Annotated in this window: 20 protein-coding genes; 12 read left to right on the forward strand and 8 right to left on the reverse strand. The window is 51.0% G+C overall.

The window, feature by feature from the left end:
- The first annotated feature begins 12 nt into the window (after nucleotides 1-12).
- Complete coding sequence (odhB, locus tag VNQ80_RS19680) at nucleotides 13-1254, forward strand: 2-oxoglutarate dehydrogenase complex dihydrolipoyllysine-residue succinyltransferase (protein ID WP_325641921.1); 1242 nt, start codon at nucleotides 13-15, stop codon at nucleotides 1252-1254.
- 31 nt (nucleotides 1255-1285) lie between these two features.
- Nucleotides 1286-2302: a hypothetical protein gene (locus VNQ80_RS19685; RefSeq protein WP_325641923.1), complete on the forward strand. Its 1017-nt coding sequence runs from the start codon at nucleotides 1286-1288 to the stop codon at nucleotides 2300-2302.
- Here VNQ80_RS19685 and agaR read toward each other — a convergent pair.
- Complete coding sequence (gene agaR / locus VNQ80_RS19690) at nucleotides 2289-3050, reverse strand: transcriptional repressor AgaR (protein WP_325641925.1); 762 nt, start codon at nucleotides 3048-3050, stop codon at nucleotides 2289-2291. The two genes, VNQ80_RS19685 and agaR, sit on opposite strands and share 14 nt — an antisense overlap.
- A 143-nt stretch (nucleotides 3051-3193) precedes the next feature.
- Between agaR and VNQ80_RS19695 the strand changes: the two genes are divergently transcribed.
- The 10 genes from VNQ80_RS19695 (at nucleotide 3194) to VNQ80_RS19740 (ending at nucleotide 19901) form a co-directional block, all read left to right on the forward strand.
- Entirely contained in the window at nucleotides 3194-4804 is a 1611-nt protein-coding gene (locus tag VNQ80_RS19695; RefSeq protein ID WP_325641927.1) for a glycerol-3-phosphate dehydrogenase/oxidase, read from the forward strand.
- A 466-nt stretch (nucleotides 4805-5270) separates the two neighbouring features.
- A complete protein-coding gene (locus VNQ80_RS19700; RefSeq protein WP_325641929.1) occupies nucleotides 5271-6602 on the forward strand; it encodes an IPT/TIG domain-containing protein in 1332 nt (443 codons plus the stop codon).
- A 15-nt stretch (nucleotides 6603-6617) separates the two neighbouring features.
- Nucleotides 6618-9707, forward strand: coding sequence for a TonB-dependent receptor (locus tag VNQ80_RS19705; RefSeq protein WP_325641931.1), 3090 nt, complete (start codon nucleotides 6618-6620; stop codon nucleotides 9705-9707).
- A gap of 23 nt (nucleotides 9708-9730) precedes the next feature.
- Nucleotides 9731-11812 (forward strand): RagB/SusD family nutrient uptake outer membrane protein, encoded by a 2082-nt coding sequence (locus tag VNQ80_RS19710; RefSeq protein ID WP_325641933.1) that lies wholly within the window; start codon nucleotides 9731-9733, stop codon nucleotides 11810-11812.
- Between the two features lie 26 nt (nucleotides 11813-11838).
- On the forward strand, nucleotides 11839-12735 hold the full coding sequence (locus VNQ80_RS19715; protein WP_325641935.1) for a BT_3044 domain-containing protein: 897 nt from the start codon (nucleotides 11839-11841) through the stop codon (nucleotides 12733-12735).
- 119 nt (nucleotides 12736-12854) lie between these two features.
- On the forward strand, nucleotides 12855-14117 hold the full coding sequence (locus VNQ80_RS19720) for a BACON domain-containing protein (protein ID WP_325641937.1): 1263 nt from the start codon (nucleotides 12855-12857) through the stop codon (nucleotides 14115-14117).
- Nucleotides 14118-14171: 54 nt separating this feature from the next.
- Nucleotides 14172-14801: an outer membrane beta-barrel protein gene (locus VNQ80_RS19725; RefSeq protein WP_325641939.1), complete on the forward strand. Its 630-nt coding sequence runs from the start codon at nucleotides 14172-14174 to the stop codon at nucleotides 14799-14801.
- A 246-nt stretch (nucleotides 14802-15047) separates the two neighbouring features.
- On the forward strand, nucleotides 15048-16532 hold the full coding sequence (glpK, locus tag VNQ80_RS19730; RefSeq protein ID WP_325641941.1) for a glycerol kinase GlpK: 1485 nt from the start codon (nucleotides 15048-15050) through the stop codon (nucleotides 16530-16532).
- 56 nt (nucleotides 16533-16588) lie between these two features.
- Nucleotides 16589-17323, forward strand: a complete 735-nt coding sequence (locus tag VNQ80_RS19735; RefSeq protein ID WP_325641943.1) for an MIP/aquaporin family protein — start codon at nucleotides 16589-16591, stop codon at nucleotides 17321-17323.
- 91 nt (nucleotides 17324-17414) lie between these two features.
- The gene (locus tag VNQ80_RS19740) at nucleotides 17415-19901 is read left to right on the forward strand and encodes a phosphocholine-specific phospholipase C (protein ID WP_325641945.1); all 2487 of its coding nucleotides are present in this window, start codon (nucleotides 17415-17417) and stop codon (nucleotides 19899-19901) included.
- 13 nt (nucleotides 19902-19914) lie between these two features.
- On the opposite strand, the gene VNQ80_RS19745 is transcribed toward VNQ80_RS19740, so the two are convergent.
- The 7 genes from VNQ80_RS19745 to VNQ80_RS19775 all read right to left on the reverse strand — a co-directional run bounded on the left by VNQ80_RS19745 (nucleotide 19915) and on the right by VNQ80_RS19775 (nucleotide 26192).
- Nucleotides 19915-20868 carry an MBL fold metallo-hydrolase RNA specificity domain-containing protein gene (locus tag VNQ80_RS19745; RefSeq protein WP_325641947.1) on the reverse strand — a complete coding sequence of 318 codons (954 nt, stop codon included), beginning with the start codon at nucleotides 20866-20868 and terminating at the stop codon, nucleotides 19915-19917.
- Complete coding sequence (gene coaE, locus VNQ80_RS19750) at nucleotides 20868-21464, reverse strand: dephospho-CoA kinase (RefSeq protein ID WP_325641949.1); 597 nt, start codon at nucleotides 21462-21464, stop codon at nucleotides 20868-20870. Before coaE ends, VNQ80_RS19745 begins: the two co-directional genes overlap by 1 nt.
- 19 nt (nucleotides 21465-21483) lie before the next feature.
- Nucleotides 21484-22431 (reverse strand): hypothetical protein, encoded by a 948-nt coding sequence (locus VNQ80_RS19755; protein WP_325641951.1) that lies wholly within the window; start codon nucleotides 22429-22431, stop codon nucleotides 21484-21486.
- A gap of 110 nt (nucleotides 22432-22541) precedes the next feature.
- Nucleotides 22542-24812 carry an aconitate hydratase gene (locus VNQ80_RS19760; protein ID WP_325641953.1) on the reverse strand — a complete coding sequence of 757 codons (2271 nt, stop codon included), beginning with the start codon at nucleotides 24810-24812 and terminating at the stop codon, nucleotides 22542-22544.
- Between the two features lie 193 nt (nucleotides 24813-25005).
- Nucleotides 25006-25686: a ribulose-phosphate 3-epimerase gene (gene rpe, locus VNQ80_RS19765; RefSeq protein ID WP_325641955.1), complete on the reverse strand. Its 681-nt coding sequence runs from the start codon at nucleotides 25684-25686 to the stop codon at nucleotides 25006-25008.
- 68 nt (nucleotides 25687-25754) lie between these two features.
- Nucleotides 25755-26045: a hypothetical protein gene (locus VNQ80_RS19770; protein ID WP_325641957.1), complete on the reverse strand. Its 291-nt coding sequence runs from the start codon at nucleotides 26043-26045 to the stop codon at nucleotides 25755-25757.
- An 18-nt stretch (nucleotides 26046-26063) separates the two neighbouring features.
- Entirely contained in the window at nucleotides 26064-26192 is a 129-nt protein-coding gene (locus VNQ80_RS19775) for a hypothetical protein (protein ID WP_325641959.1), read from the reverse strand.
- Nucleotides 26193-26213: the final 21 nt, after the last annotated feature.

The following is a 26213-nucleotide window of genomic DNA, read 5'->3' on the forward strand; positions in this document are numbered from 1 at the left end:
AAACTGTCGTATATGAGCTTAGAAATAAAAGTACCGACCGTAGGCGAATCCATTTCGGAAGTCACTTTGTCGCAATGGATTAAACAAGACGGCGACTATGTAGAGATGGATGAAACCATTGCCGAATTGGAGTCGGATAAAGCAACCTTCGAACTCCCCGCAGAAAAAGCGGGAATCCTGCGAACCGTAGCCAAGGAAGGCGACATCCTCGAAATCGGTGCCGTAGTCGCAACCATCGAAGAAGGGGAAGCCCCAACGGATGCCGACGCTAAAGATACCACGTCGGAAAAGGTAGCCGAAGAACCCAAAGCCGAAGTGGCAGCACCGACTGAAAGCAAGGATTCGGCCAGTTATGCAAGTGGAATGGCCTCGCCCGCTGCCGCGAAAATCCTTCGGGAAAAAGGTATTGACCCCGCATCGGTAAAAGGAACGGGTAAAGACGGACGGATTACCAAAGAAGACGCCGAAGGCGCAACGGTGCCACAAGCGAAATCGGTAGAAAAAGCCAAACCGACTGAATCGGCCGCAACCGCCACACCCACCGTCCGCGGTGCACGTGATGAGCGCCGAGAAAAGATGTCGCCACTGCGAAAAACCATCGCAAAGCGACTCGTAACCGTGAAAAATGAAACGGCTATGCTCACCACCTTCAATGAGGTGAATATGAAGCCCATCATGGACCTGCGGGCAAAGTACAAAGAGACCTTCAAAGAGAAATATGGTGTAGGCTTGGGATTTATGTCATTCTTCAGTAAAGCCGTGTGCACCGCATTGAAAGAATGGCCAGCCGTAAATGCACGTATAGAAAATGATGAAATCGTATACAGTGATTTCGTGGATATTTCCATTGCCGTATCTGCCCCCAAGGGACTCGTTGTTCCGATAATCCGTAATGCGGATTCCTTATCGCTTGATGAGATTGAGAAGGCTGTGATTGAATTGGCTACAAAAGCCCGCGACAACAAGCTGACCATTGAAGAAATGACCGGCGGTACGTTTACAATCACCAACGGTGGCGTATTTGGATCGATGATGTCTACACCCATCATCAACGCACCGCAATCGGCCATTCTGGGCATGCACAATATCATTGAACGTCCGGTTGCCGAAAACGGGCAGGTGGTTATCCGTCCGATGATGTATCTAGCACTCTCGTATGACCACCGCATTATCGATGGCCGGGAGTCTGTGAGTTTCCTTGTCCGCGTGAAGCAGTTGCTCGAAGACCCAGCACGCCTATTATTAGGGGTCTGACCTAGCGGGTAACCGGTTTTGACAATGACTAATGACTGCTGCTAGCCGCCGTCTACCTATCCTGTTTGCCGCGCTGTTGGTCGCTGTGGCAACGCGCGCACAGGACATCGGGTGGAAGGTCAGCTTCCATGGCTTTGCCGACAATCGGGAGTACGCGCATTCGGGCCGGTACTCGCAATCCATACTCGGGGTCCGCATTGCCCCCGAAATCTTTTTTTCCATAGACAGCAGCCATTTCTTGCATGCCGGCATCAACTACATGCACGAATTTGGTGCGCGGGGAAGTGTAAGCGATCGGGTGCTTCCCACCATTTACTACAACTATAAACGGCAGGGCCACGACTTCTATATCGGCATGTTTCCCCGCGAAGGCCTACTATCCGGATACCACCGAGCAATCCTCAACGACACACTGCATTATTACCGCCCCAATATCGAGGGGTTACTGTGGCGTTATAACCGAGGTAAATTCCACCAACAGCTATGGATCGATTGGACCAGTAGGCAAACGGCAACCGACCGTGAACAATTTCTAGCGGGCATGTCGGGCCACGTCCATATGGGTAGGGCTTACTTTTCGCACCAAATTACCTTATGGCACAACGCACGAAGCAAGGGAGTGAGTGGAACCGACCCGATACGTGATAACGGGGCCGCATTGGTTAAATTCGGTATCGACCTAACCGGGCTATCGTTTCTTGATTCATTGGATATCAGTAGCGGTGGGCTCATCGCTTATGACCGGCTACGGGGCGTATACGACTGGCGCACGCCGAAAGGCTTCATTGCCGATCTCTACGCGGAATACCGGAAATTATTCATTGCCAACAGTTTCTACGCTGGGGAAAGCCTACCTGTCGTGTATGGCGATCGCTTCTACAGTGCCAGCCGCTACGACCGAATCGACCTCGGTTGGAAGCCACTGCAATATAAAGGCTTGGAAGGTCGATTTACGTTGAGCTTCCACTTTACACCTGGTGCGGTAGATAACCAACAGCAATTCACCCTGCGCTACCGGATAAGCAGATTATACGCTAAACCACGGTAACCTTCACCCCCAAACGCTCCAGTGCTTTTACGGTGTGCTGCGGAATCCCGCTATCGGTAATGATGCGGTCGACCTCTTCAATGGCACATATCCTACCGAAGCCGCGTTTTCCAAATTTGGTGGAATCGGCAAGTACGATTACTTTTTGGGATACTTCCATCATTTTTCGGTTAAGGTGTGCTTCCTGTGCATTCGTTGTCGTTAATCCGAACTCCAGATCGATTCCATCCACGCCAAGGAAAAGCTTGCTACAGAAAAAATCCGAAAGTATCTGCTCTGCATAAAGTCCGGCCACCGAGGTGGAACTTTTCCGGAGAATGCCTCCGAGCTGCAGTATCTCTATATTCGGGTGCCTGATCAATTGCACCGCCACATTCAGCGCCGAGGTCACAACCGTTAGGTTACCTAGCGGCTTGATTTCTTTGGCCATCGCTTGCACCGTGGTCCCCGAAGCGATAATAATTGAATCGTTGTCGGTGATCATCGAAGCCGCCTCTCTGGCAATCGCCGTTTTCTCAGTAGCCTGTATCCGCTCTTTTTCAAACACCGTTCTGTCTGCGGTATATGGATTAATCAACGTAGCCCCGCCGTGTGTACGGAAAAGTAACTGGCGGTCTTCCAGCAACTTGAGATCCTTCCTTATAGTGACGGATGACACGTTGAGCACCTTGCAAAGGTCCATCACATTTACGGTTCCCTTTTGCTGGAGTTGCCCCATGATCAATTGGTGACGTTCTACACTGTTCATATAATTTACGGTTTTCGAACACGAACATAATCATTTCCGAGCAAAGATGATTATGATATTTTTTTTGCTATCCGGTAAATTTCATTTACTTTTGCTAAAGTATAAAAAAGTTTCGATTAGTTACGAATTGGGAAATTAGCAATATGCAGCTCCAACTTTTAAACCGAATTTCATCGTTAAAACAACTCGCTGATAACCCGCAATACGATATTGTGGTCATAGGCGGCGGGGCCACCGGGTTGGGCATAGCCGTTGATGCCACCACCAGAGGGTTAAAAGTGGCCCTGCTGGAACAACATGATTTCGCCAAAGGGACCTCCAGCCGCAGCACGAAGCTGGTGCATGGCGGCGTCCGCTACCTCGCCATGGGCGATATCAAGCTAGTATATGACGCGCTAAGGGAGCGCGGGATTGTTTTTAAAAATGCACCACACGTTACTCGCATCCAACCATTCATCATCCCCTGTTATTCATTGTTCAGCAAATTGAAATACCTCATCGGCCTCAAGCTCTACGACTGGTTGGCAGGGCGGCGCAGCATAGGCAAATCGAGGGCCGTCACCAGCGAGGAAATCCGGCAGAACTTTCCGAACCTAAAACCCAGGGACCTCAAGGGGGGAGTTCGCTATTTCGATGGGCAATTTGATGATGCGCGGTTGGCTATAAACCTGGCACAGACCGCCGCCACGCATGGTGCAACGATGATTAACTACTGCCGAGTTACCGGCTTGGTAAAATCCGACGACGGAAAAATATCAGGCGTCTGTTTTGAAGACTTAGACACAGGGACCTCCCATGAAGTAAGAGCCAAGGCTGTTATAAATGCGACCGGCGTATTCGTCGACAACGTGCTCATGATGGACACAGGTGACCATAAACCAATCGTAAAACCCAGCCAAGGTACCCACATCGTGTTAGACCACTCATTCCTTGGAAGCGACGAAGCGCTAATGATCCCAAAAACCAGCGATGGCCGCGTCCTTTTCGGAGTACCATGGCACGGCCACCTTCTGATAGGGACAACAGACATTCCTGTTGAACATCCTTCGCTCGAACCCACTCCCACGGACGCCGAAGTTGATTTCATATTGAATACCGCGGCCAACTACCTCACAAAAGCACCGAAAAAAGAGGATATCTTAAGTATCTTTGCAGGACTTCGTCCCCTCGCAGCCCCTGCTGATGACAGCGACTCCACCAAGGAGATATCGCGCGATCACAAACTAATGACCAGCCCATCAGGTTTGGTCACCATAACCGGTGGCAAATGGACAACCTATCGGAAAATGGCTGAAGAAACCGTGAATAAAGCCATTGAAATCGCCGGGCTTCCGCCGTTGGCTTGCCGCACCAAAACAACAAAAATCCATGGCCACACCGAACAGCATTATTCCGGCCACTGGTCAACTTACGGCAGCGACGCACCAAGGATCAGGCTGCTGGCGGACAGCAACAACGCATGGCAGGAAAAGCTCCATAACGACTTCGAACACATCGTTGCGGAGGTCGTCTGGATGACCAGGCATGAAATGGCACTCACGGTGGAAGACGTATTGGCCCGCCGATTAAGGATACTCTTTGTTAACGCACAAGCATCCATTGAGATGGCCCCAAAAGTGGCGGAAACAATGGCCATCGAATTAGACAAGGACGCGAATTGGGTTATCAATCAATTGGCCCGGTACCATGAGGTCGCCATGGCCTACCTGATAAAACAACCGACACCCCAAATGAAAGAGAACGATACCAAATAAGCCAACATGAAAAAATTAAAAATACAGCAATCACTTGCTGTATAAAAGTGCTACACCAAACCAACCAAACACCCAAAAACTAACATTAACACACAATTTGCCACATTCTTATCCAGCACCTATTATTTTGGCTCGATACGTTAGCCTTCGACAGATACTGCTTCACGGTTTCTAATAGATTCGATTTTAAATCAAATACTTTAAATTTATTTCACTTTATTTCTTTTACTTCTCATTTTAATTTCATTAATTTGCACTTACGCTAATTAGTAACCGTTATAAAAACTAAAAACAGGCAATAAAAACGTGCTCAATTAAAATTAAACCTATATGTTATGAAAGAAATATCACATCCGCTTTAATCGATTTCACATTATCGTGATCTGCCGTTAACCAAAAATAAACAATAGAGTTCGAAACTTGCGGCAAATAAAAACCACTTGGAAAATTCAAAAATGATTATGCAATGAAACGTTACTATTCACTGACGTGTATGATATCCATCCTATCTCTCTTGTTTGCATGCAAAGATGAAGGAGAAATCAATCGCGTGGAACACAATCCGAATGTGCCGATTACGTTGACGTCTTTTTCCCCACAAGAAGGCGGTGCGCGCGACAAAGTCTTGCTGGATGGCGATAACTTCGGAAGCGATGCCAGTAAAATCGAAGTGTTTTTCAACAATACCAAGGCAGCCGTGGTTTCCTCAAGCGGCAATCGGATTTATGCCATCGTGCCCCGACTTCCAGGCGAAAACCCTGTAATAAAGGTAGTTATTGGGGAAAAGTCGGCCACTTACGCCGAAACATTCACCTATACCGCCCAGGCACAGGTCACTACCGTGACGGGTAACGGGGAAACGACCTTCCAGGAGGGGCCGCTCGCCACGGCCCAGGTTTATGGCAAGTACCTCGAACTGGACGCCGAAGGCAATATATTCATGACCTGGCGGGACGGCGGTTCGTTCGGTGTTGCCCGGATCAATGAACAGCAAAATATCGTGACCGCATTGTATCAATTCGTGGGATCATCCGGCGCTAATCCTTATTCCAATGGCATAACGGTAGACCGCAGCACAGGTGTGGTAACCGTTTCCCACGAGTCCGTTCCAGAAGTGTTTTTCTCCTTCGATCCGAGAGCCGCCTGGAATCCACGCCAACGTAACGCCCTGTTCTCCGACGCGGAGTATAATTCCATTGTGTGGGCCGATCGGTATGCCAACTTCGTCTCTTTCTGCCCGTACGACGGGTATCTCTATACCCGTTTCCGTGATGGCAAGGTAGCTAAGATACACCCTGATACCTACGAAGCGACCATTGTACACCAAGGGCCCTATGGGTCGCAATATGGACAGGCGATTAACCCGGCAAAGCCTTGGGAACTCTATATCACACTCCATTCCAACGCCTCCCCCGTTGAATTCAGACAAGGCATCATGGTGTTGGATCTCCGAGATCCGAATGGCACGGGCGGATTCAAACGGATCAATGCGCCCGGTGGTAGCGGCTTCCGCGACGGGCCGGTTGAAGAAGCTATATTCAACTACCCGAAAGACATCAAGTTCGACAACGATGGAAACATGTTCATTGCAGACTACGACAACCACTGCATCCGCATGTTATCAGCCGACGGCATCGTCACCACAGTAGCAGGGCAACCCGGAACGTCGGGCTACCGGGACGGCGGACCGATAGAATCGCAGTTCTACCGACCCTGGGGGGTGGCCGTCAATGAGCAAGGGGATATTTACATCGCCGACTGGGGCAATGCCCGTATCCGTAAACTAGTTATCGAATAATTAAAGCAATTACCAATGAAGATTATTCATATTCTGTGCGTACTATCGCTGTACCTGCCGTTCACCGCCGCACTTGCCCAGCAAGGGGAAGCGTTAACGATTACGGGTACCGTTGTTAATCAAGCCGGAGAACCGCTATCCAGCGTATCGATTTATATCAAGGACAAAGCTGATGCTGGCACCGCAAGCGATGCCAATGGAAAGTTCACCATGAACGTGGTGTATGGGGACCGGTTGGTCTTCACTTCTGTGGGCTACGAACCCTATGAGCATGTGTCTGTCGAATCGACCAGTAATCTGATGATTATGCTTTCCGAAAAGAGTGAGGCCCTCGACGAGGTCGTCGTGGTAGGCCTGGGAGCAGCACAACGGAAAATCAGTTCCGTCGGCGCCATCACCACTGTCGATGTCAAGGACCTACAAACGCCGGCTCCGTCCATCACCAACCTCCTCGGTGGCCGGGCAGCTGGTGTTATCTCCATGCAAACCAGTGGCGAACCGGGAAAGAACCTCGCTGAATTCTGGGTGCGCGGTATCGGCACGTTCGGGGCCAATAGCAGTGCCCTGGTACTCATCGATGGCCTGGAAGGCGACCTCAATACCATAGACCCAGCAGACGTTGAAAGTTTTTCCATCCTGAAAGACGCGTCAGCCACAGCGGTATACGGGGTCCGGGGAGCTAATGGCGTGGTGTTGGTCACGACCAAAAGAGGGCAAGTAGATCGGATACAGATCACCGCGCGAGCCAATACCACCCTCTCACGGCTCAACCGCCTGCCGCAATACCTGCGCGCGTACGACTATGCCCAATTGGCCAATGAGGCCAGCGTCGTACGGGGTGAATCGCCGCTCTACAACGAAACCGAGATGGGCATCATCCGGGATGGTCTGGATCCAGATATGTATCCGGACGTGAGCTGGCAAAACGAAATTCTCAACAACCACTTCTGGCGCCAGAGCTATTACGCAAGCGGACGCGGAGGCAGTGAGGTGGCCCGTTATTTCCTGAGCTTGGGCGGCAACAACGAAACGGCGGCTTACAAGGTAGATAAAAGCAGTCCGTACAGCTCGAATGTCGGGTTCAACACCTACAATTACCGGATCAACCTGGATATCAATCTCACCAAAAGCACCAAAGTTTACCTGGGATCGGATGGGTTTTTATCCAAGCTCGACCAGCCCGGCATGGCCAATACCGACTATATATGGGGCGCACAGGCCCGGCTCACCCCGGTGGCCATTCCCACACAATATTCCAACGGCATGCTGCCTGGCCGCGGAACGGGCGATGGATCGTCACCTTACGTGATGATCAACCGCACGGGCCAAGCCTCCGACCAAGTGTTCAAAGGCAAGTCGACCCTCGCCCTGAACCAGGATCTCTCCAGCCTGCTGGATGGGCTCAAATTCCGTATACAGGGTGCTTACGACGTACACAGTTATTTTGAAGAGCGACGGTCTGTACAGCCGGCCCTTTATGAGGCTACGGGGAGAAATTATGACGGGTCGCTCATCATGATGGAAAGGGTGCAGGAGAAAAGTGCATCATACACCAGATCCACCCGGCAGTACCGCAAGTATTTTTTGGAATCGGTGATCAATTACGATCAGCAATTCGGGGAAGACCACCGTACATCCGCATTACTCTACTATTACATCAGCGATGCCAAAGACTCCAAAGACGCCACCAGCAACCTGGAATCGATCCCACTGCGCTATCAAGGCGTATCCAGCCGGTTCACGTATGGTTATCGTGACACCTACTTGTTGGATGTAAACTTTGGATACACCGGTTCTGAAAACTTCCAGCCCGGCAGGCAGTATGGCTTCTTCCCGTCGGTGGCGATCGGTTGGGTGCCGACGAGCTATAAGTTTATGGAGGAAACGGCACCTTGGCTCAATTATTTCAAGATCAGGGCATCTTACGGTACGGTGGGTAACGACCGTATCATCGATGACGTCCGCTTCCCTTACCTGACCAAAGTTGATGAAGGTACAAGCAATATATGGGGCATCCCCCGTATCGAAACCATCCATGAAACGCGCATTGGGGCGGATAACCTCGCATGGGAAAGGGCCATCAAATCCAATTTGGGGATAGAAGGCAGGCTCCTGGACAATAAAATCGATTTTGTCGTCGACTTTTTCCAAGATCAGCGTAATGGCATTTTCCAGCAACGGGTGCAAGTGCCCGAATTCGTGGGCGTTGTATCCAACCCCTTTGCCAATGTGGGTAAGATGAAAAGTTACGGGGCCGATGGAAACATCAGCTACGCCACACAAATTACACCCGACTTCGGCATCACGGTGCGGGGCAATTTCACCTACTCCAAAAACGAGGTACAGAATTGGGAACAAGCCTACATGGAATATCCCTACTTAGCGTTCAACGGCTTCCCGCACAATGCGATCCGCGGCTACCAAGCTCTCGGATTGTTTAAAGATGAAGACGACATCAAATACAGCCCCAGGCAAACATTCGGAACGGTCATGCCCGGCGATATCAAATACAAGGATGTAAACGGAGACGGTGTGATCAATAACCTGGATATGGTGCCACTGACCCATAGCACCTACCCGCTGCTCATGTATGGTATGGGTGGTGAGTTCCGCTACAAAAATCTGACACTAGGGGTGTTGTTCAGGGGTACTGGAAAAACCTCGTTTTTCTACAACGGAATGGGTTTTATGCCCTTCTACCAGGGGAGCGATGGCAATGTACTCACCATGGTTGCTAATCCTTCAAACCGCTGGATTCCCCGCGAATACGCCCTAGAAAATGGCATTGACCTCGCTTTAGCTGAAAACCCCAATGCCAAGTTCCCGCGCCTGCAATATGGCAATAACAGCAACAACAGCCAACGATCGACATTCTGGCAGGGCAATTCACGATACCTGCGCCTTCAGGAGGTTACGCTAAACTACCATGTTAACCCCAGGTTCCTCCAATCGATAGGCATCTCGTCCATGGATCTGCAATTCGTGGGCACTAACCTCTATATATGGGATCAAGTGAAAATCTTTGACCCAGAGCAGGCCGCTGATAATGGCCGGGAGTACCCAATACCTTCTACGTATTCGGTGCAGGTATACCTTAATCTTTAGTAACACAGACATAAATCAATGACATGAAAACGTCGACAATTATAAAAAGAATAGCGAGAGCAGCCATGGTCCTCCAACTGGTTGTCATGGCGACATCCTGTAAGGATTACCTGAATATCGACAACTATTTCGACGATGAATTTAACATCGACTCCGCATTTGCCAACGCCCGGTACATCGAAGCCTATATGTGGGGAGCGGCCGCCATGTTTCCGGACGAATCGAATACCGTCCGGTACGGGTACACGCCGGGGCCGATGGCTACTGATGAAGGGTTCAATGGGCTTACCGGTGGTGGGTCTGCCAATGTGTATTACGGGATGGATTTCGTTACCGGGAATATCACCCCGGATTTTTACGGCTCCAATGCCACCGCCACTGACGCGGTGTACGGCAACCTCAATCAATGGGGCAGATACTACAAGATCATCCGGAAATGTAACCTCATCCTGGAAAACATCGACGTTCCGAGGGACCTGACCAGTATGGACCGGCTGCGGATCGAAGGGTATACGCGTTTTATACGTGCTTACGCCTACTACAACATATTGGTCGATTTCGGCCCGCCAATCCTGTTGGGCGATGAAGTCGTAAGCACGAACGAATCCCTCGAATACTACGACCGTCCGCGGGCGACCTACGATGAAGCCATGGACTATACTTGTGGAGAATTTGAAAAGGCGGCAGAGCTGCTTCCGGAAGAAGTTGGCATCCTGGATTTCGGACGCCCTACTAAAGGGGCCGCGCTGGCACTCATTGCCCGGTTAAGGCTCATACACGCCAGTCCGCTATTCAATGGCGGGCCGGTAGCGAGTTCTTACTATGGCGAATGGAAACGCGTTACGGACGGTGCGCACTATGTATCCCAGCAATACGACGAAAGCCGCTGGGCAGTGGCCGCAGCTGCTGCCAAGCGGGTGATGGATCTTGGACGGTATAGGCTACATGCCGTACCGGCAGATGACAGAACTCCCGCCCTGCCCGCCGGAGTCACCTCGGATCCGAATTTCTACGCCACCTACCCCAATGGTGCCCAGGGCATCGATGCGTTTAGGTCCTATTCGGATATCTTCACCGGCGAAGCCGTGGCTGCCATCAATCCGGAGCTCATCTGGGGCCGAAACACGGGGTACATTGCGGAATTTATCAGCAAAGGCTCCATGCCGCCGTCTTTAAATGGCTGGGGACGTTTCTGTGTCACACAGAAAGTGGTCGATGCCTACCTGATGGCCGATGGCCGCACCAAGGAGGAAGCCCGCGGCGACACCTATTTTGAGGTTGTAGGCGACCTTCCTGCCGGCGGAACGTTTAATGACCTTTTCACGGAACAATCGACATCGTTCTCCGGTTATCCGCTCAATGCCGGTATATTTAAAATGTATGCCAACCGCGAGATGCGGTTCTACGCATCTGTCGGATTCAATGAGGCGGTATGGCAGGCGCTGTCCAGTACCACGATCAATATGCATACCGCCAAGTATTACTACCAGGATCTCGATGGCCGCGGCGGGGTAAGTGCCGTATCTCCCAATTACCCGATTACAGGTTACGTCATCAAGAAATTCAACCACCCTTATGACGCTTTTGCCGGTACGGGTGCCCGGCACATCCCAAAAGCCTACCCCATCATCCGATATGCAGAAATCCTATTATCGTATGCAGAGGCACTCAACAACCTTACCGGCAGCCACACCGTACAATTGAGTGGTCAGTCATACAGCGTAAGCCGTAATGTCGAAGAGATCAAAAGTGCTTTCAACCAAGTACGTTATCGTGCGGGACTCCCCGGCCTATCCGACAGTCAGCTCGCCAGTGCAACGGTAGTCCAACAACAAATCGAACGCGAACGCATGGTCGAGTTTCTGTGGGAGAACAGACGTTTCTATGACGTGCGCCGCTGGGGCATCTATGAGGAAACAGAACGGGAACCGATACGCGGAATGAACCCCGATGGTGCTACTAAAGAAACTTATTATGTACGCACCATACCGGGAACCTCTTCGTTCCTCACGCGGGTCGTTGACAAGAAACTTGTGTGGCTGCCTATACCCCGGGCCGAAAAGAGAAGGTTGCCTTCTCTCGATCAAAATCCGGGCTACAATTAGGATAAACCGATAAAAGAAGGAAACAAATGAAACAACGTTATATAACCATGCTCGCACTGACCACGGTGCTCGCATCTTGCAACGACGACGCCGTGTTCGAAAAGGAAATGTATAAGAATGAAGTCGCGTTGATCAGCAGCGACTATCACAACACGTTCCAGGAAGTCGTTCACCTGACCGGCGAAGAAGAGATCATCGGGTATATCGCCGCTTCTACCGGGGGCACGCATGCTCCCGATAAGGACTTGGTTATTGGGTTGGTCGAAGACCCGGAACCGCTAGCCGAATACAACTGGTCGCTTTATGACGCGGATGAACGGCTGTATGCCAAGCTGTTGCCCGAGGATAAGTACGAGATTACAGATGATAAAATCCAGATTAATGCGGGCGAGCGCACGGGGCGGACCATGATTAAGTTACGCCCAAATGGCCTATCGCCCGACTCGACCTATTTTATCGGATTAAGAGCGACCGAGGTATCGGGTGTTGAGCTCAACCCGAAGAAAAACACGATGCTTTATCAGGTACTCATTAAGAACGACTATGCTTCCCAGGCAGAAAATTCCACGTATACCATGACCGGACTGGTAAACGAAATGGCAACCGCGGCAAACAAACAGCTCTTTCCGCTCACCTACAACAGTGTCCGGATGATTGCAGGCAATGAAACCTTTGAGTCGACGGAAGTGGCCATTGGAAAAACAGCCGTCATACTTGAGGTGGACGAAGACAGCAGGGTGTCGATCAAACCGTATGGCGATATACAGGTCATCCAGTTAAACAACGATCCCTCTTATCCGAATGTGTTTAGGGTCGAAGAGGCTTTCGGGAGAAGAACAAACGTATTCCTGTTGTCTTATGAGTATACCATCGATGGCAACACTAAGGTGATGAAAGAACGGGTTGAGTTGCAAGTCAGGTAGCGTACGGCTTCGGTTATTTTTGATCTGGAAACATGATGAATACACCATAAGAAAGGAGACCACGTTACCCGCGTCTTTATACAAGCCGGAACTGAACTGATTATCTTAAAATCATAACAATGAAAACAACTTATTACACCGATCTTAGAAAGGCTTCGATAGCGCTTTTGGGCGTATTATGTCTGGGTTTAGTCGTGTTTTTTTCTTCCTGTAAGAAAGAAAATGTAGATCGTACGCATTTTGCACTGAAAGACAACCCCGCGGGTATGACGGTCCCGTCACAAGGTGAATCACAGACGTTTACCGTACAGACTGCCGGGGCGTGGAAGGTTGAGCCTTTGCGCAACGAACGGTGGGTGAAGATCGAACCTACGGAAGGGAATGGAGAAGGAACATTTACCGTGACTGTAGCCCGAAATACAACGTTGGAAGCCCGTCAATCGGTGTTGACGTTCGTGGTGGACGGCAGCATACAAAATACCGTATTGCGGATTGACCAAGCGGCACGCGGTCAGAACAACGGAAATGGCGAGTCTTATGTAAACCTGGATGGGCTGCCAAATCTGGAAGTCCCTGAAGAGGGACTTTACGGCCGGTACGCAATCCGGTCGACCGGAGATTGGAAGATAGAAATACCGGAAGGCGTGGACTGGCTGAACATTGAGCCAATGCAGGGACGTTACGACCAGGGTATAACCGTTAATGTCGATATAAACGCAACACCGGACGCGCGAACCGCAGGCCTGATCTTCTATTTGGACGGGGAACAAGTTCCCGGTGTGTTTGAAGTCAATCAGGAAGGAATGGAGGTCATCCTTTACGAAGATTTCAGCTGGCTGGGTTACGGAAGTGAAATTTTCTATACCACCGGTGGTGAAACGAGAATAGATAATTGGAGCAGCACCGAAAAAGAAAAAGGATGGAGCTGGCATAAACCATCCGCAGATAATATCCCGTCGACATATGCCCGCCAAGGTTTTGTAAAATTAGGAAAAACGAACTACGGATCCGATATCCTCAGCCCTAAACTGTCGGCAGTGCAAGGCACTCAGAACCTACGGGTATCATTTAAAGCGGTTCCTTACCAAACCGCTGGAGGAGCAAGAGACGATACGTCCCTCAAGGTTGGCGTCACCGGTCCCGGCACGGTCGATGAGGCGGAGTTTACCATTGACAACTGGCCGAACTACACCGCTGACCCGAACTGCACTGAAATCTGGAAGGCCGATGAAACGACACGTACGTTCACCATTACCGGGGCTACCGCCGAAACCCAAATCTGGTTCCTGGGCGGAGACTATGACCTACGTGCTGCTACAGGTGCACCGATAAACAAAAACCGTATATTTTTAGACGACATTCTGGTTACCGTAATGAAGTAAATGCCGTGGTACCTACACAGCTGGTGATACTGACGGAATGAATCGGTTTTCAACATGGTAAACAAAACACGATTATTAATAGGTGCCTCGATATTAGTTGCCGCCGGGGTTCAGGGGCAAACGGAGTTCGGCCTGAAAGCGGGCGTTAATTTTCCGACGTACAGCTATGCCGATTCGGACGCGCTTTCCGACACGAAATCCTTCGTGAGTTTCTATTTGGCCGGATACTTAGACACCCGCATTGCTTCGGGATTATATCTCCATCCTGAAGTTTCCCTGCAAGGGAAAGGAGGCAAATTGGTTGAAGCCGATTGGTTAGGCAGCGGTACGGTCATTCAAAAAACCATATGGCTCGATTTCCCGGTCAATTTATTGAGTAAAGTACCTGTAGGGAGCATAGGTAACGTATTTGCAGGGGCAGGCCCCTATATCGGGTTTGCCATGAACGGCACAAATAGCTATACGGATGGCGGTTCGGCAACAGCAGTAATCATTTATGACGATAACGCATTGAAAACCGTGGACTACGGCGTCAATTTCTTGGCAGGCTTTAAGTTAGGGAAAAGAGCTTCGTTAAACGCCAACTACCGACTAGGCTTGGCGAATGTAGCCGGGGCTACTTACAAATGGTCAGACAATATCAAAAATCGGGTTTTCTCGCTGGGCGTGGGCGTGGCACTTTAACAATTGGATAAAATCCGATTCGCTGTAGTTACTTTCATTTGGTTTCATTTGATGGCAAAACAAGTAATCTTCGACTTTCTTTATATTCAATTTGTTTTGAATCAAACATTTTTTAGCTTTGACATCGCTTGCAATAGTTATGAACCCTATAAATCCAGCTATGTACCACACTCGAAGCAAAAATGCAAGGAATAGATAGCCTGGGACAAGGCGAGATAATCCGACAATCAATAAATTGAAAAACGTATGAATTCATATATTTTAGCATTAGACCAAGGGACAACGAGCTCACGTGCCATTATTTTCGATCAAGGAGGACAAATTATTGCATTAGCTCAAAAGGAATTCAAGCAATATTACCCCCAATCGGGATGGGTGGAACACGACGCACAGGAAATATGGTCGAGCCAGCTCTCCGTCGCCACGGAAGCCGTGGCCAAGGCCGGATTAAAAGCTGCCTCCATCGCCGCAATAGGCATTACCAACCAACGGGAAACGGCGGTAATCTGGGATCGTGTCACCGGCCGGCCGATACACCCGGCGATTGTATGGCAGGACCGACGGACAGCCAGTTACTGCGATAAGCTGAAGGACCAAGGCCATACCGAGATGATCCGTGAAAAAACAGGTCTGCTCATCGATGCCTATTTTTCGGCCAGTAAAATAAACTGGATATTAGACAACGTAGACGGTGCACGTGAGAAAGCCGAAAACGGCGAATTGGCATTCGGTACGGTAGATTCATGGTTGGTATGGAACCTCACGGGAGGGGAAAAGCATATCACCGATGCCACCAACGCCTCGCGTACCATGCTCTACAACATCAATACACTCAACTGGGATGACGAGCTATTGGCGCTCTTCGAAATACCCCGTAGCCTGTTGCCCGATGTCAGAAGCTCATCGGAAGTCTATGGGGAGACCGCCGCAAACATACTAGCGGCAAGAATCCCAATTGCCGGTATCGCAGGCGACCAGCACGCCGCGCTATTCGGTCAACTGTGCACCCAACCGGGCATGGTTAAAAACACCTATGGCACCGGGTGTTTCATGCTGATGAACATCGGCGAAAAGCCACTGTTATCCAAAAACAACCTGGTTACCACCATTGCCTGGAAACTGGGGGACACGGTTCATTACGCGCTTGAAGGCAGCATATTCATTGGTGGGGCAATCGTGCAGTGGCTGCGGGATGGGCTGGGCATTATTCGGAATTCGGCCGATGTGGAAGAGCTGGCGGCAAAAGTCAAAGACACCGACGGTGTTTACCTGGTGCCGGCATTTGCCGGACTGGGTGCCCCCCACTGGGATCCCTATGCCCGCGGAACCATCGTTGGGCTTACCCGTGGCAGCAACGCTTCCCATATCGCACGTGCCGCATTGGAGGGCATTGCCTTCCAAACGGTAGATATCCTCCGGGCCATGGAAGCCGATGCACAGACCGAAATCAAGGAGTTGCGCGTAGATGGCGGGGCTACGGCGAATAACCTACTCCTCCAATTTCAATCCGATATCCTCCAAGCAAAAGTTGTACGGCCAAAAATTACAGAGACCACAGCACTTGGAGCTGCCTACTTAGCCGGGCTTGCTGTGGGGCTTTGGGAAAATACCGACAATATCCAAGATCAATGGCAGGTTGACCGGACATTCGATGCCGATAGCGCGTACGATTCCGAATCGGCCATCCGCGGCTGGCACCGTGCTGTGGAGACGGCGAAAACATTTAAATAATCGTAAGCACGTGTTAACCGATTAGCCACGAATAACTAATTACTAACGACTAATTTATGACACCATTTATTGCAGAGATCATCGGCACCGGGTTCCTTATCCTCTTAGGGGGCGGTGTGGTAGCCAACGTCGTATTGAAAGGCACGAAGGGCAACAATAGCGGTTGGATCGTGATTACAACCGCATGGGCACTTGGCGTTTTCGTAGGTGTAGTGATTGCCGGGCCTTACAGCGGGGCACACCTCAATCCGGCAGTCACGTTAGCCATGTGGATGACCGGAGCAGTCGACACTGTGGATGCACTGTTGTTTGTCGTGGCCCAGTTCATTGGCGCTATGATCGGGGCTTTCGTGGTATGGTTAATGTATCAGGACCATTTTAAGGCAACGGACGATGCCGGAGCGAAACAAGCGGTTTTTTGCACCGCGCCCGCTATTCGTAATTTACCGGTGAATCTCCTCAGCGAAGTGGTCGGCACATTCGTGCTCCTGTTTACGATCTTTTACTTTACAGATGCCGAACTGAGCACCGATCAGGTCACCCCCATCGGATTGGGGTCTATCGGCGCCATCCCTGTTGCCTTTTTAGTATGGGTTATCGGTTTGGCATTGGGGGGCACCACCGGCTATGCGATCAATCCAGCGCGTGACCTGGGCCCCCGTATCATCCATGCGGTGCTACCCATACGGGATAAAGCCGGGTTCAACGCATCTTACGCATGGGTTCCCGTGGTTGGCCCCCTATTAGGCGCTGCCTTAGCAGCGGGATTGTACCTGGTATTGGGTGTGTAGCAGCAGCAATGCGCGTATTGCCCCTCCATGTACGCACATGGACCGCGTGGAACGTGCGAATGACTAGTCAGTATCAAAAGGAGAATGATTGATGGAAAACCGAAGGGATTTCTTAAAAAAATTAACCGTACTCGCGGGCGCAACGGGCGTGGCAACCGGTATCCCACCCGCCATCCAACGTGCGTTAGCCATCCCCCCCATCCCCGGAAGCACCTTCTTGGATGCGGAACATATTGTCATCCTGATGCAGGAAAACCGTTCGTTCGACCATGCGCTGGGGACACTGAAGGGCGTACGCGGGTTCAACGACCCCCGGTACGTATCGCTGCCAAATGGCAATCCGGTATGGTTCCAATCCGACCGGAAGGGCAACACATACGCCCCTTTCCGCCTCAACCTGCGGGACACAAAAGCCACTTGGATGGGTGCGGTGCCACATTCAAGGGCTAGCCAAGTAGACGCCTTTAACGATGGCCGCCACGACAACTGGATCGAAGCGAAAAAACGTGGCGGCACATTGGGAGATATCCCCCTTACCATGGGTTACTACAATCGTGCGGATATTCCTTTTAATTATGCGCTTGCCGAGGCCTTCACCGTCTGTGATCAGAATTTCTGCTCGGGCATGACGAGTACCTGGCCCAACCGGTTCTTTTTTTGGACCGGCACGATAAGGGAAGAACAGACACCCAACAGCAAATGGTGGATACGGAACGACCTCGGTTTGGGACAGGGCCGTTGGAAAACATTCCCCGAACGCCTTGAAGACGCGGGCGTCAGCTGGCGGATTTACCAAAATGACGTGACCTGCGGCGGAGGCTTCGTAGGCGATGAGCGCTCCTGGTTAGCCAATTTCGGGTGCAATCCGCTGGAGCGGTTTGAGCGATATCACGTACAATTCACCTCGCGCTACCTAACCGGCTTCCGACGCCAATTACACGAGCTTCCGGAGGAAATCAACGAGCTCCGAAAACAGCTAGCCAAACTCCAACCGGGAGATGACGCCCACAGCAAAGCCCAAAAAGCACTGGAGAATAAAACAGATGCCCTCGCAAAAGCGCAGCAAGAAGTAAGGCTGTGGGCCGCGGAAAATTTCGACAAGCTCAATGAAACTGAAAAGAACCTCTTCCAAAAAGCCTTTACGACCAACCAAGAAGACCCGGACTTTCATAGCCTGGATGTCTTAACATATACCGACGAAGCCGGAAATAAGCGGGAACTCACCGTACCGAAAGGAGATATCTTACATGCCTTTCGGAAAGACGTCGCGGCCGGAACTTTGCCGACCGTATCGTGGATGGTGCCCGCCGAAAAATATTCCGACCATCCCACCGCACCGTGGTATGGCTCTTGGTATGTATCGGAGATCATGGACACCTTAACCAAGAATCCAGAAGTATGGAAAAAGACCATCTTAATCATGACGTATGACGAGAACGATGGCTACTTTGACCACATCCCGCCATTCATACCGCCAAATCCAACTAAGAAAAACAGCGGCAAATGCTCCCAGGGCATCGATCCGCGTATCGAATATACGTCGCTTGAGCAGGAGCTAGCGGAAGGGAAGAAAAAGAACGATGCCCGTGGCGCTGCCATGGGCCTGGGCTACCGTGTACCCCTGATCATCGCGTCGCCATGGACAACGGGGGGGCATGTCTGTTCGCAAGTATTCAATCACACCTCCACATTACAATTTCTGGAAACCTTCGTCAATCAAAAGTTCAAGGCAAACATTCGAGAAGAAAACATCAGTGCGTGGCGGCGGACCATATGCGGAAACCTAACCGCTGCGTTTCTACCGGCAGACAAACGGGATGACGCGGGGAACTTACCGTTTATCCAACGGGACGCTTACCTGACTGGTATCCATCAGGCCCAGTTCCGTGATGTCCCCAACAGCTTCCGTAATCTAGGAGCGTATGAGTTGTCCGGTGCAAAGGCCCGTCCTTGGAATTTATCCGATATGCCGCAACAAGAACCGGGAATCAAACCTGCATCAGCGATACCTTATGAACCATATGCCGATCTAATAGCCAATGGCAACGGGGTAACGCTAAGCCTCGCGGCAGGAAACGCATTTTTCGGAGTGCAAAGTGCCGGGATACCGTTCACTGTGTATCACGGCCCCAATATCCGCTCGTATGCCGTAGTTGCCGGCGACCGGCTTACCGATGACTTCGAGATCGGCACGAATGGCTATGATATTAAAATAAATGGCCCCAATGGCTTCTATCGCCACTTCAATGGTCCTGGCGTTCCCGATCTCGCCGTGGAACTACGTTATCATACGGTCAACGGCCGGCCTACGGGAAATGTATCCCTGGCACTGACAAACCGCAGCAATGCCCCCACAACCGTTCATATAAAAGACAATGCGTACAATAGGCCTGCCTTGGTCCAAGCATTGGGCGTAGGTGGCACTGAAACAATCGTTTTACCGCTTGTGGACAGCCATAACTGGTATGATTTGACGGTTACTGTAGTGTCAAACCCCGCGACTTCGTGGAAATATGCCGGGCGGGTGGAAACAGGGAAAACAGGTTTTACAGACCCGCAGATGGGACATTTGACTTAGCGAACCCTCGGCATTAGCATGCCAATATCCGCCGTACGGGGACCTCGCCTGCAAAATAATTTACCAGATGCCTACCCTCTCCATGAACGGTCCAGATTTCACGTGGCTTTACCGCCGCGATGTAACGCAAAATGTCGTTCCAATCCACATGGTCGGAAATGTATAACGGTAGGTCATTCTGGCGCTGCAAGCGCTCCCAACCCGATGCAAACATCCGGATGAAAGGCGTAGCTCGAACATAACTATTGAATGCCAGTGGCGGGACCAGATAAACATGATGGCCGGTACCATTTGTCAGTAATCGCCTATCGTAAGGCTCGTACCGCAAATGAGAGGTCCCCAGCGAACCATACAATCGGTGGAAGGGCAAAACGCCGTGGTGAACCAACACCCGCCTGTCGGGGCAATGCTTATTCAGCAGTGAGGTAAGCCGTTGGGCCTTTCCCAATACGTACGTGCCAATCAGGATATGGTGGGGGATATCGTTTATCTTCGATATCTCCGCAATCGGGTCGGGATGCGATATCTTTGGATCGGCGAATGTACTTTCCGTAATCAACACATCCGCTTGCACGATTTCGAGCGGTTCGCAGGTATCATCGGCCTGTAGTTTATAATCGCCGGTAAATAAATAGGTGATGCCTCGATAAACCATCTCCACCTGGGCCGACCCCAACATGTGGCCGGCGGGTATGAAACGAAGTGTCACATCCCCCATGAAAAACGGCTGCTGATAGGGAACCTCCACGAAGTTGCGGGCAGCCTGCTGGCGGTAGCGGTACCGGATGAAGCTCGCCGTGGGTAGCGTACAGAAAACAGTATCTTGTCCGCGACTCGCATGGTCGGCATGGGCATGGGTCACTACCGCGCGCCGTACAGGCAACATCGGGTCAATGAAAAAGTCGCCGTACTTGCAGTAATAGCCTTCTGCACGTTGAACAAGGAAATCAGGCGCAATATCCTCCATTACGATTGCTTTGAGCGGAAAAAACGGTCGAGCGCTAATACCTGCGGTATAACCGGTTGGCTACCATCGTTTACAATCGTAAAATCAGCGAGTTTTGCCTTTTGCTCATCCGGCCACTGCCGTTGCATGCGCAAGCGTACCTCTTGGGGGGTAACCCCATCACGCTGTACCACCCGTGCTATCCGTGTTGCCTCCGGCGCAGTAACCAGAATCGTATAATCATTTAATTTGAACGAGCCACTTTCAAACAGCAATGCCGCTTCCTTAATGCTATATGGCGCATCTTGGTTGTTTGCCCACACTTCCCCCGCCTGTATGGCCACCGGGTGGACCAGCCCATTCAATACCGCTAACCGCTCCGCATCGTTGAATACCTGACTAGCCAGGTAACCGCGGTTCAGCGTACCGTCGCCATGGTAGGCCTCGTCACCAAATTCTGCGCGTATGGCTGCAATAAGCTCCGCATCGGTAGCCATCAGCCGTTTTGCTTCACGGTCTGCATCAAAGACCGGTATCCCCAAGGTGTGGAATATCTTGCAAATAACAGATTTCCCGCTACCGATTCCGCCGGTAACCCCTACTTTTATTGGTGGCATACTATGCTAATTAAAACCGTTACCTACGGACAAAAAAATCGATATTCTGGGGCTCCACCCTTATCATTTTACAGTACTCGGGCTTTTTCGTAATGATGACCGGTAGGTTCTTGATATCGTCCTCCACCCAATCATCCATGTTGACCACCGCTTCAAACGCACCTGCGGTCACCTTCGTGAAATCCCTCAAGGACACCATTACGGTAAGCCTTACCTTGCCCGGAAGCAACTTCACGGAACTGAACTGGTTCCCGTTTTCTACCTTCAAAGGCACTTCCAATATTTTCTCGGTGACCTCTCCTACCGGTATATCCACTTCCACGGCTGTGGGATATACACTGATATTGGCGCGCTGATTATGTTTTAAGTGGACAACCGTGTGCAGGTCTCCATTCACGTTTGACGCCCGGATGGTATCGGTTTCCCATTGTTCAATCTGGACGACGTCGTCCAGTGGACCGGTAATCGTAACGAATTCGGGCGACACACGCAGTTCATCGATAATATCGTATTGCTTTTGGAACTGTAGGCGATGCAACGCTTTCACCGGCACTTTGCGCTCGGTCTGCTTGGAAAAATCGAAATACAAGGTGTCCGGTGATACTGAAATCACACGCTTGTTGGCCGGGAACTGCCGGTTAATAAACCCCAGTTGATTGGCAAAGACCACCCAGTTTCGGCTACGAAGACCACTAAGATCCACCTGGATCACTTCGGCTGTCGACTGGAAGCTTGAAAACAGCAACTGCCAACCGTTCGCCTCCAAACGTACATTTACCGTATCAGACTGCAGCGGGTGGAAGGCCCTATTGTCTGGCGCATTTACATACTGCATGCTCGCTTTGATGGTATAAACGTAATTGCTCGATACGGCAAACAACGCCCAAGCGAGAAAAGAAAAGATGACACATTTTGCAAAAATGCTCAGTTTCCGTCGTTGTGTTTTGTTTAAATTCAATACCGGCATGCGCTAAAACAACAAACTTAGCAAAACTTGGGTGTTTTTACAATCATTTAAAAAAGCCGTCCCGGCAATATTCCGGAGACGGCTTTTCGTTTAGTTTAGTTAGCTTTTGCTTATGCCATGGCCTCGCCCTGGCGGATGATATTCAGTGCCCCACCGGCTTTAAACCAGCCGATCTGCTGGGCGTTATAGCTGTGGTTGACTTGGATGTGGTCTACGGTGCCATCCACGTGATGGGCAACCACGGTCAACGGCGTATCAGGCGCAAATGCCGTGAGGCCAACGATATCAAACGCATCATCTTCGCGGATCTTATCGTAATCTGCTTTGTCGGCAAACGTCAATGCCAGCATCCCCTGTTTCTTCAGGTTCGTCTCGTGAATACGTGCGAAAGACTTGACCAACACCGCGCGAACGCCGAGGTGGCGCGGTTCCATGGCCGCGTGTTCCCGCGATGACCCCTCACCGTAGTTCTCATCGCCCACCACGATTGTTCCTATTCCCGCGGCTTTATAGCTCCGTTGGGTGGCCGGAACAGGGCCGTATTCGCCCGTCAGTTGATTCTTTACGGAATCCGTTTGTTCGTTGAAAAAGTTGACCGCCCCGATAAGCAGGTTATTTGAAATGTTATCGAGGTGCCCACGGTATTTAAGCCAAGGGCCTGCCATGGAAATGTGGTCTGTGGTACACTTGCCTTTCGCTTTGATGAGCAATTTCAGGCCCGTAAGGTCGGTCCCTTCCCATGCCGGGAACGGATCGAGCAACTGCAAGCGGTCCGACGTTGGCGAAACCGCCACGACAACACTGCTGCCATCCGCTGCCGGCGCCTGATAGCCGGGATCTTCCACATCAAATCCTTTCTGCGGAAGTTCATCGCCCACCGGCGGGTCTAGTTTAACCGCTTCCCCTTGGCTATTTACCAACGTGTCCGTGATTGGATTAAACGACAGGTCACCGGAAATCGCAATGGCGGCGACCAATTCAGGTGACGCCACGAACGCGTATGTATTGGGGTTTCCATCGGCACGTTTTGCAAAATTACGGTTGAACGAATGTACAATCGTATTTTTTTCGGCCTTTTCCGCACCCACACGCGCCCACATTCCGATACACGGGCCACACGCATTGGTGAATATCGTTGCATCCAGATCGGTAAACGTGTCTAACAGGCCATCCCGCTCAGCGGTATAGCGCACCTGCTCCGAGCCCGGATTGATACCGAATTCGGCTTTTGTGGCCAATCCCTTGTCTACCGCTTGTTTAGCAATGGATGCCGCGCGCGAGAGGTCTTCGTATGAGGAGTTGGTGCAAGACCCGATGAGACCCCACTCCACCTTCAATGGCCAGCCATTTTTTGCGGCTTCTTCTTTCATCTTTGATACCGGCGTCGCCAAGTCGGGTGTGAATGGGCCATTCAGGTGCGGCTCCAATTCGGACAGGTTGATCTCGATAACCTGATCGAAATAGCGTTCCGGATCGGCATATACTTCGGCATCTGCTGTAAGGTGCTCCTTCACGGCATTAGCCGCATCCGCAACATCCGCGCGGTTGGTTGCCCGCAGGTAACGTTCCATCGACTCGTCATAACCGAAGGTTGATGTGGTGGCACCGATTTCCGCGCCCATATTACAGATGGTCCCTTTGCCGGTACACGACATCGACTGGGCACCTTCGCCGAAATACTCCACGATGCACCCCGTACCGCCCTTCACGGTAAGGATACCGGCCACCTTTAGGATCACGTCCTTGGGTGCTGTCCAGCCATTAAGTTTACCGGTCAGCTTCACCCCGATCAATTTAGGGAATTTGAGTTCCCAGGGCAATCCGGCCATCACATCGCAGGCATCCGCGCCACCCACGCCGATGGCGAGCATGCCCAAGCCACCCGCATTAACGGTATGCGAATCGGTGCCGATCATCATGCCACCGGGAAATGCATAATTCTCCAATACCACCTGGTGGATGATGCCCGCACCGGGTTTCCAGAACCCAATGCCGTATTTGTTTGATACGGATGCTAGGAAATCAAACACCTCCCTGCTTTCCGTAGTAGCTACAGCCAAATCTTTCTCAGCGCCTTCTTTGGCACGGATGAGGTGGTCGCAGTGTACCGTAGACGGTACGGCCACCCGTGCGCGCCCTGCCTGCATGAACTGCAATAGGGCCATCTGTGCGGTAGCATCCTGCATGGCCACCCGATCGGGTGCAAAATCCACATACGAAGCGCCGCGCTCATACGCCTGCGCTGCATTTCCATCCCATAGGTGGGTGTATAAAATTTTCTCAGTCAATGTCAATGGCCTATTCACCACCTTACGGGCTGCGGCAATCCGCTCACCGTACTGGGCATAGACCTTTTTAATCATGTCAATATCAAATGCCATCTATCCTATAAAAAACAGTTATTAAAAGAAACATAAGAAATCAATAACGGGTGATCAGGCACCCTAATTCCTTAATTGCTGCGAATTTACGAAAAAAAGATCGCTTCGCGAGGGCTGGTAGCGCGGCCTACCAATTTGGAAATGTTCTAAACAATTTCAGCGGTATTGTTGCAGTAACCAACATTCAGCAACATCAGACGGAAATCAAATCCGGCGTTACCCGTTTCAGCTCGGCGATGGCGTGTGCCGGGTTTTTGTCGGAAAAAACCGAATTGCCGGCCACCAGCACGTCAGCACCGGCCTTGAGGAGGGCAAGCGCATTGTGGCTGCTCACCCCGCCATCTACCTCGATAAGCAAGTTGTCGTTTCGGCCAGCGGCCATTTCGCGCAATTCCCTGATTTTACGGTAGGTCGAATCAATGAACTTCTGGCCACCAAACCCTGGATTGACCGACATCAGTAAAATAACGTCGACGTCTTCCACGATTTCATGCAGGTGCGACACCGGCGTTGCGGGATTGATGGCAACGCCCGCCGTACATCCCAGCTCGCGGATGGACTGTACGGTACGGTTCAGGTGCGTACACGCTTCAACATGTACGGTGATGTTATCAGCGCCCATGGCCTGGAACTGTTTGACGTACCGATCGGGATCTACAATCATGAGGTGCACATCAAGTGGCTTCTTGGCGTAATGCGCAATGGAAGCGAGTACCGGGAATCCAAACGAAATATTGGGCACAAACACACCATCCATAATGTCGATGTGAAACCAATCTGCCTCACTTTGGTTGACCATCGCAATGTCATCATAAAGATGGGCAAAGTCTGCGGATAAAACGGAAGGTGCAACGAGGTGTTTACGTTTGGGCATGGCGCTTTTTTTGACAAAGATAGCGAATGTGGCCATGATTTTATAGTGGGTTGCTTGCTTTTAGTTAACTAACTTCCCGAGAATGTTCTTAGCCTACGTGGGGTTTCGATGGTAATGGTACCGTCCTTTTCGAGTTTAACAAAGATTCTGGTCCTCACTTCAATCGCGCCTCTGTCGATACTAGCGGGAAACCAGTCAGCCCGTGACGACTTGTTTCCGGTTTCATACTCCCTACCCAATAAAACATCAACAGCTACATTAGAAAACACCGATTTTTCCCCTAACACCAATCTTAGGTCTTTAAGCAAGAATTGCTTGGTTACTTTACCCTCAAACATCAATGCTGAATCAGCAACCACGTCCTCTCGTTCTTTCGCTTAACGCTCGGTTCCGAGTAGCGTAAGGTTGCCATCTGGATGGGCTAGTTGATGGTTCGTCAACTGCTTCACCGGCGGCATATCCAGTTGCTGTACCCAGCGGGAAAACCCAGTAAGAGTAATAATCAACGGTTTGGCGGCTAGCTTAAA

Origin of the sequence: Parapedobacter sp., assembly GCF_035556095.1 — a bacterium.
Taxonomy (GTDB): Bacteria; Bacteroidota; Bacteroidia; order Sphingobacteriales; family Sphingobacteriaceae; genus Parapedobacter.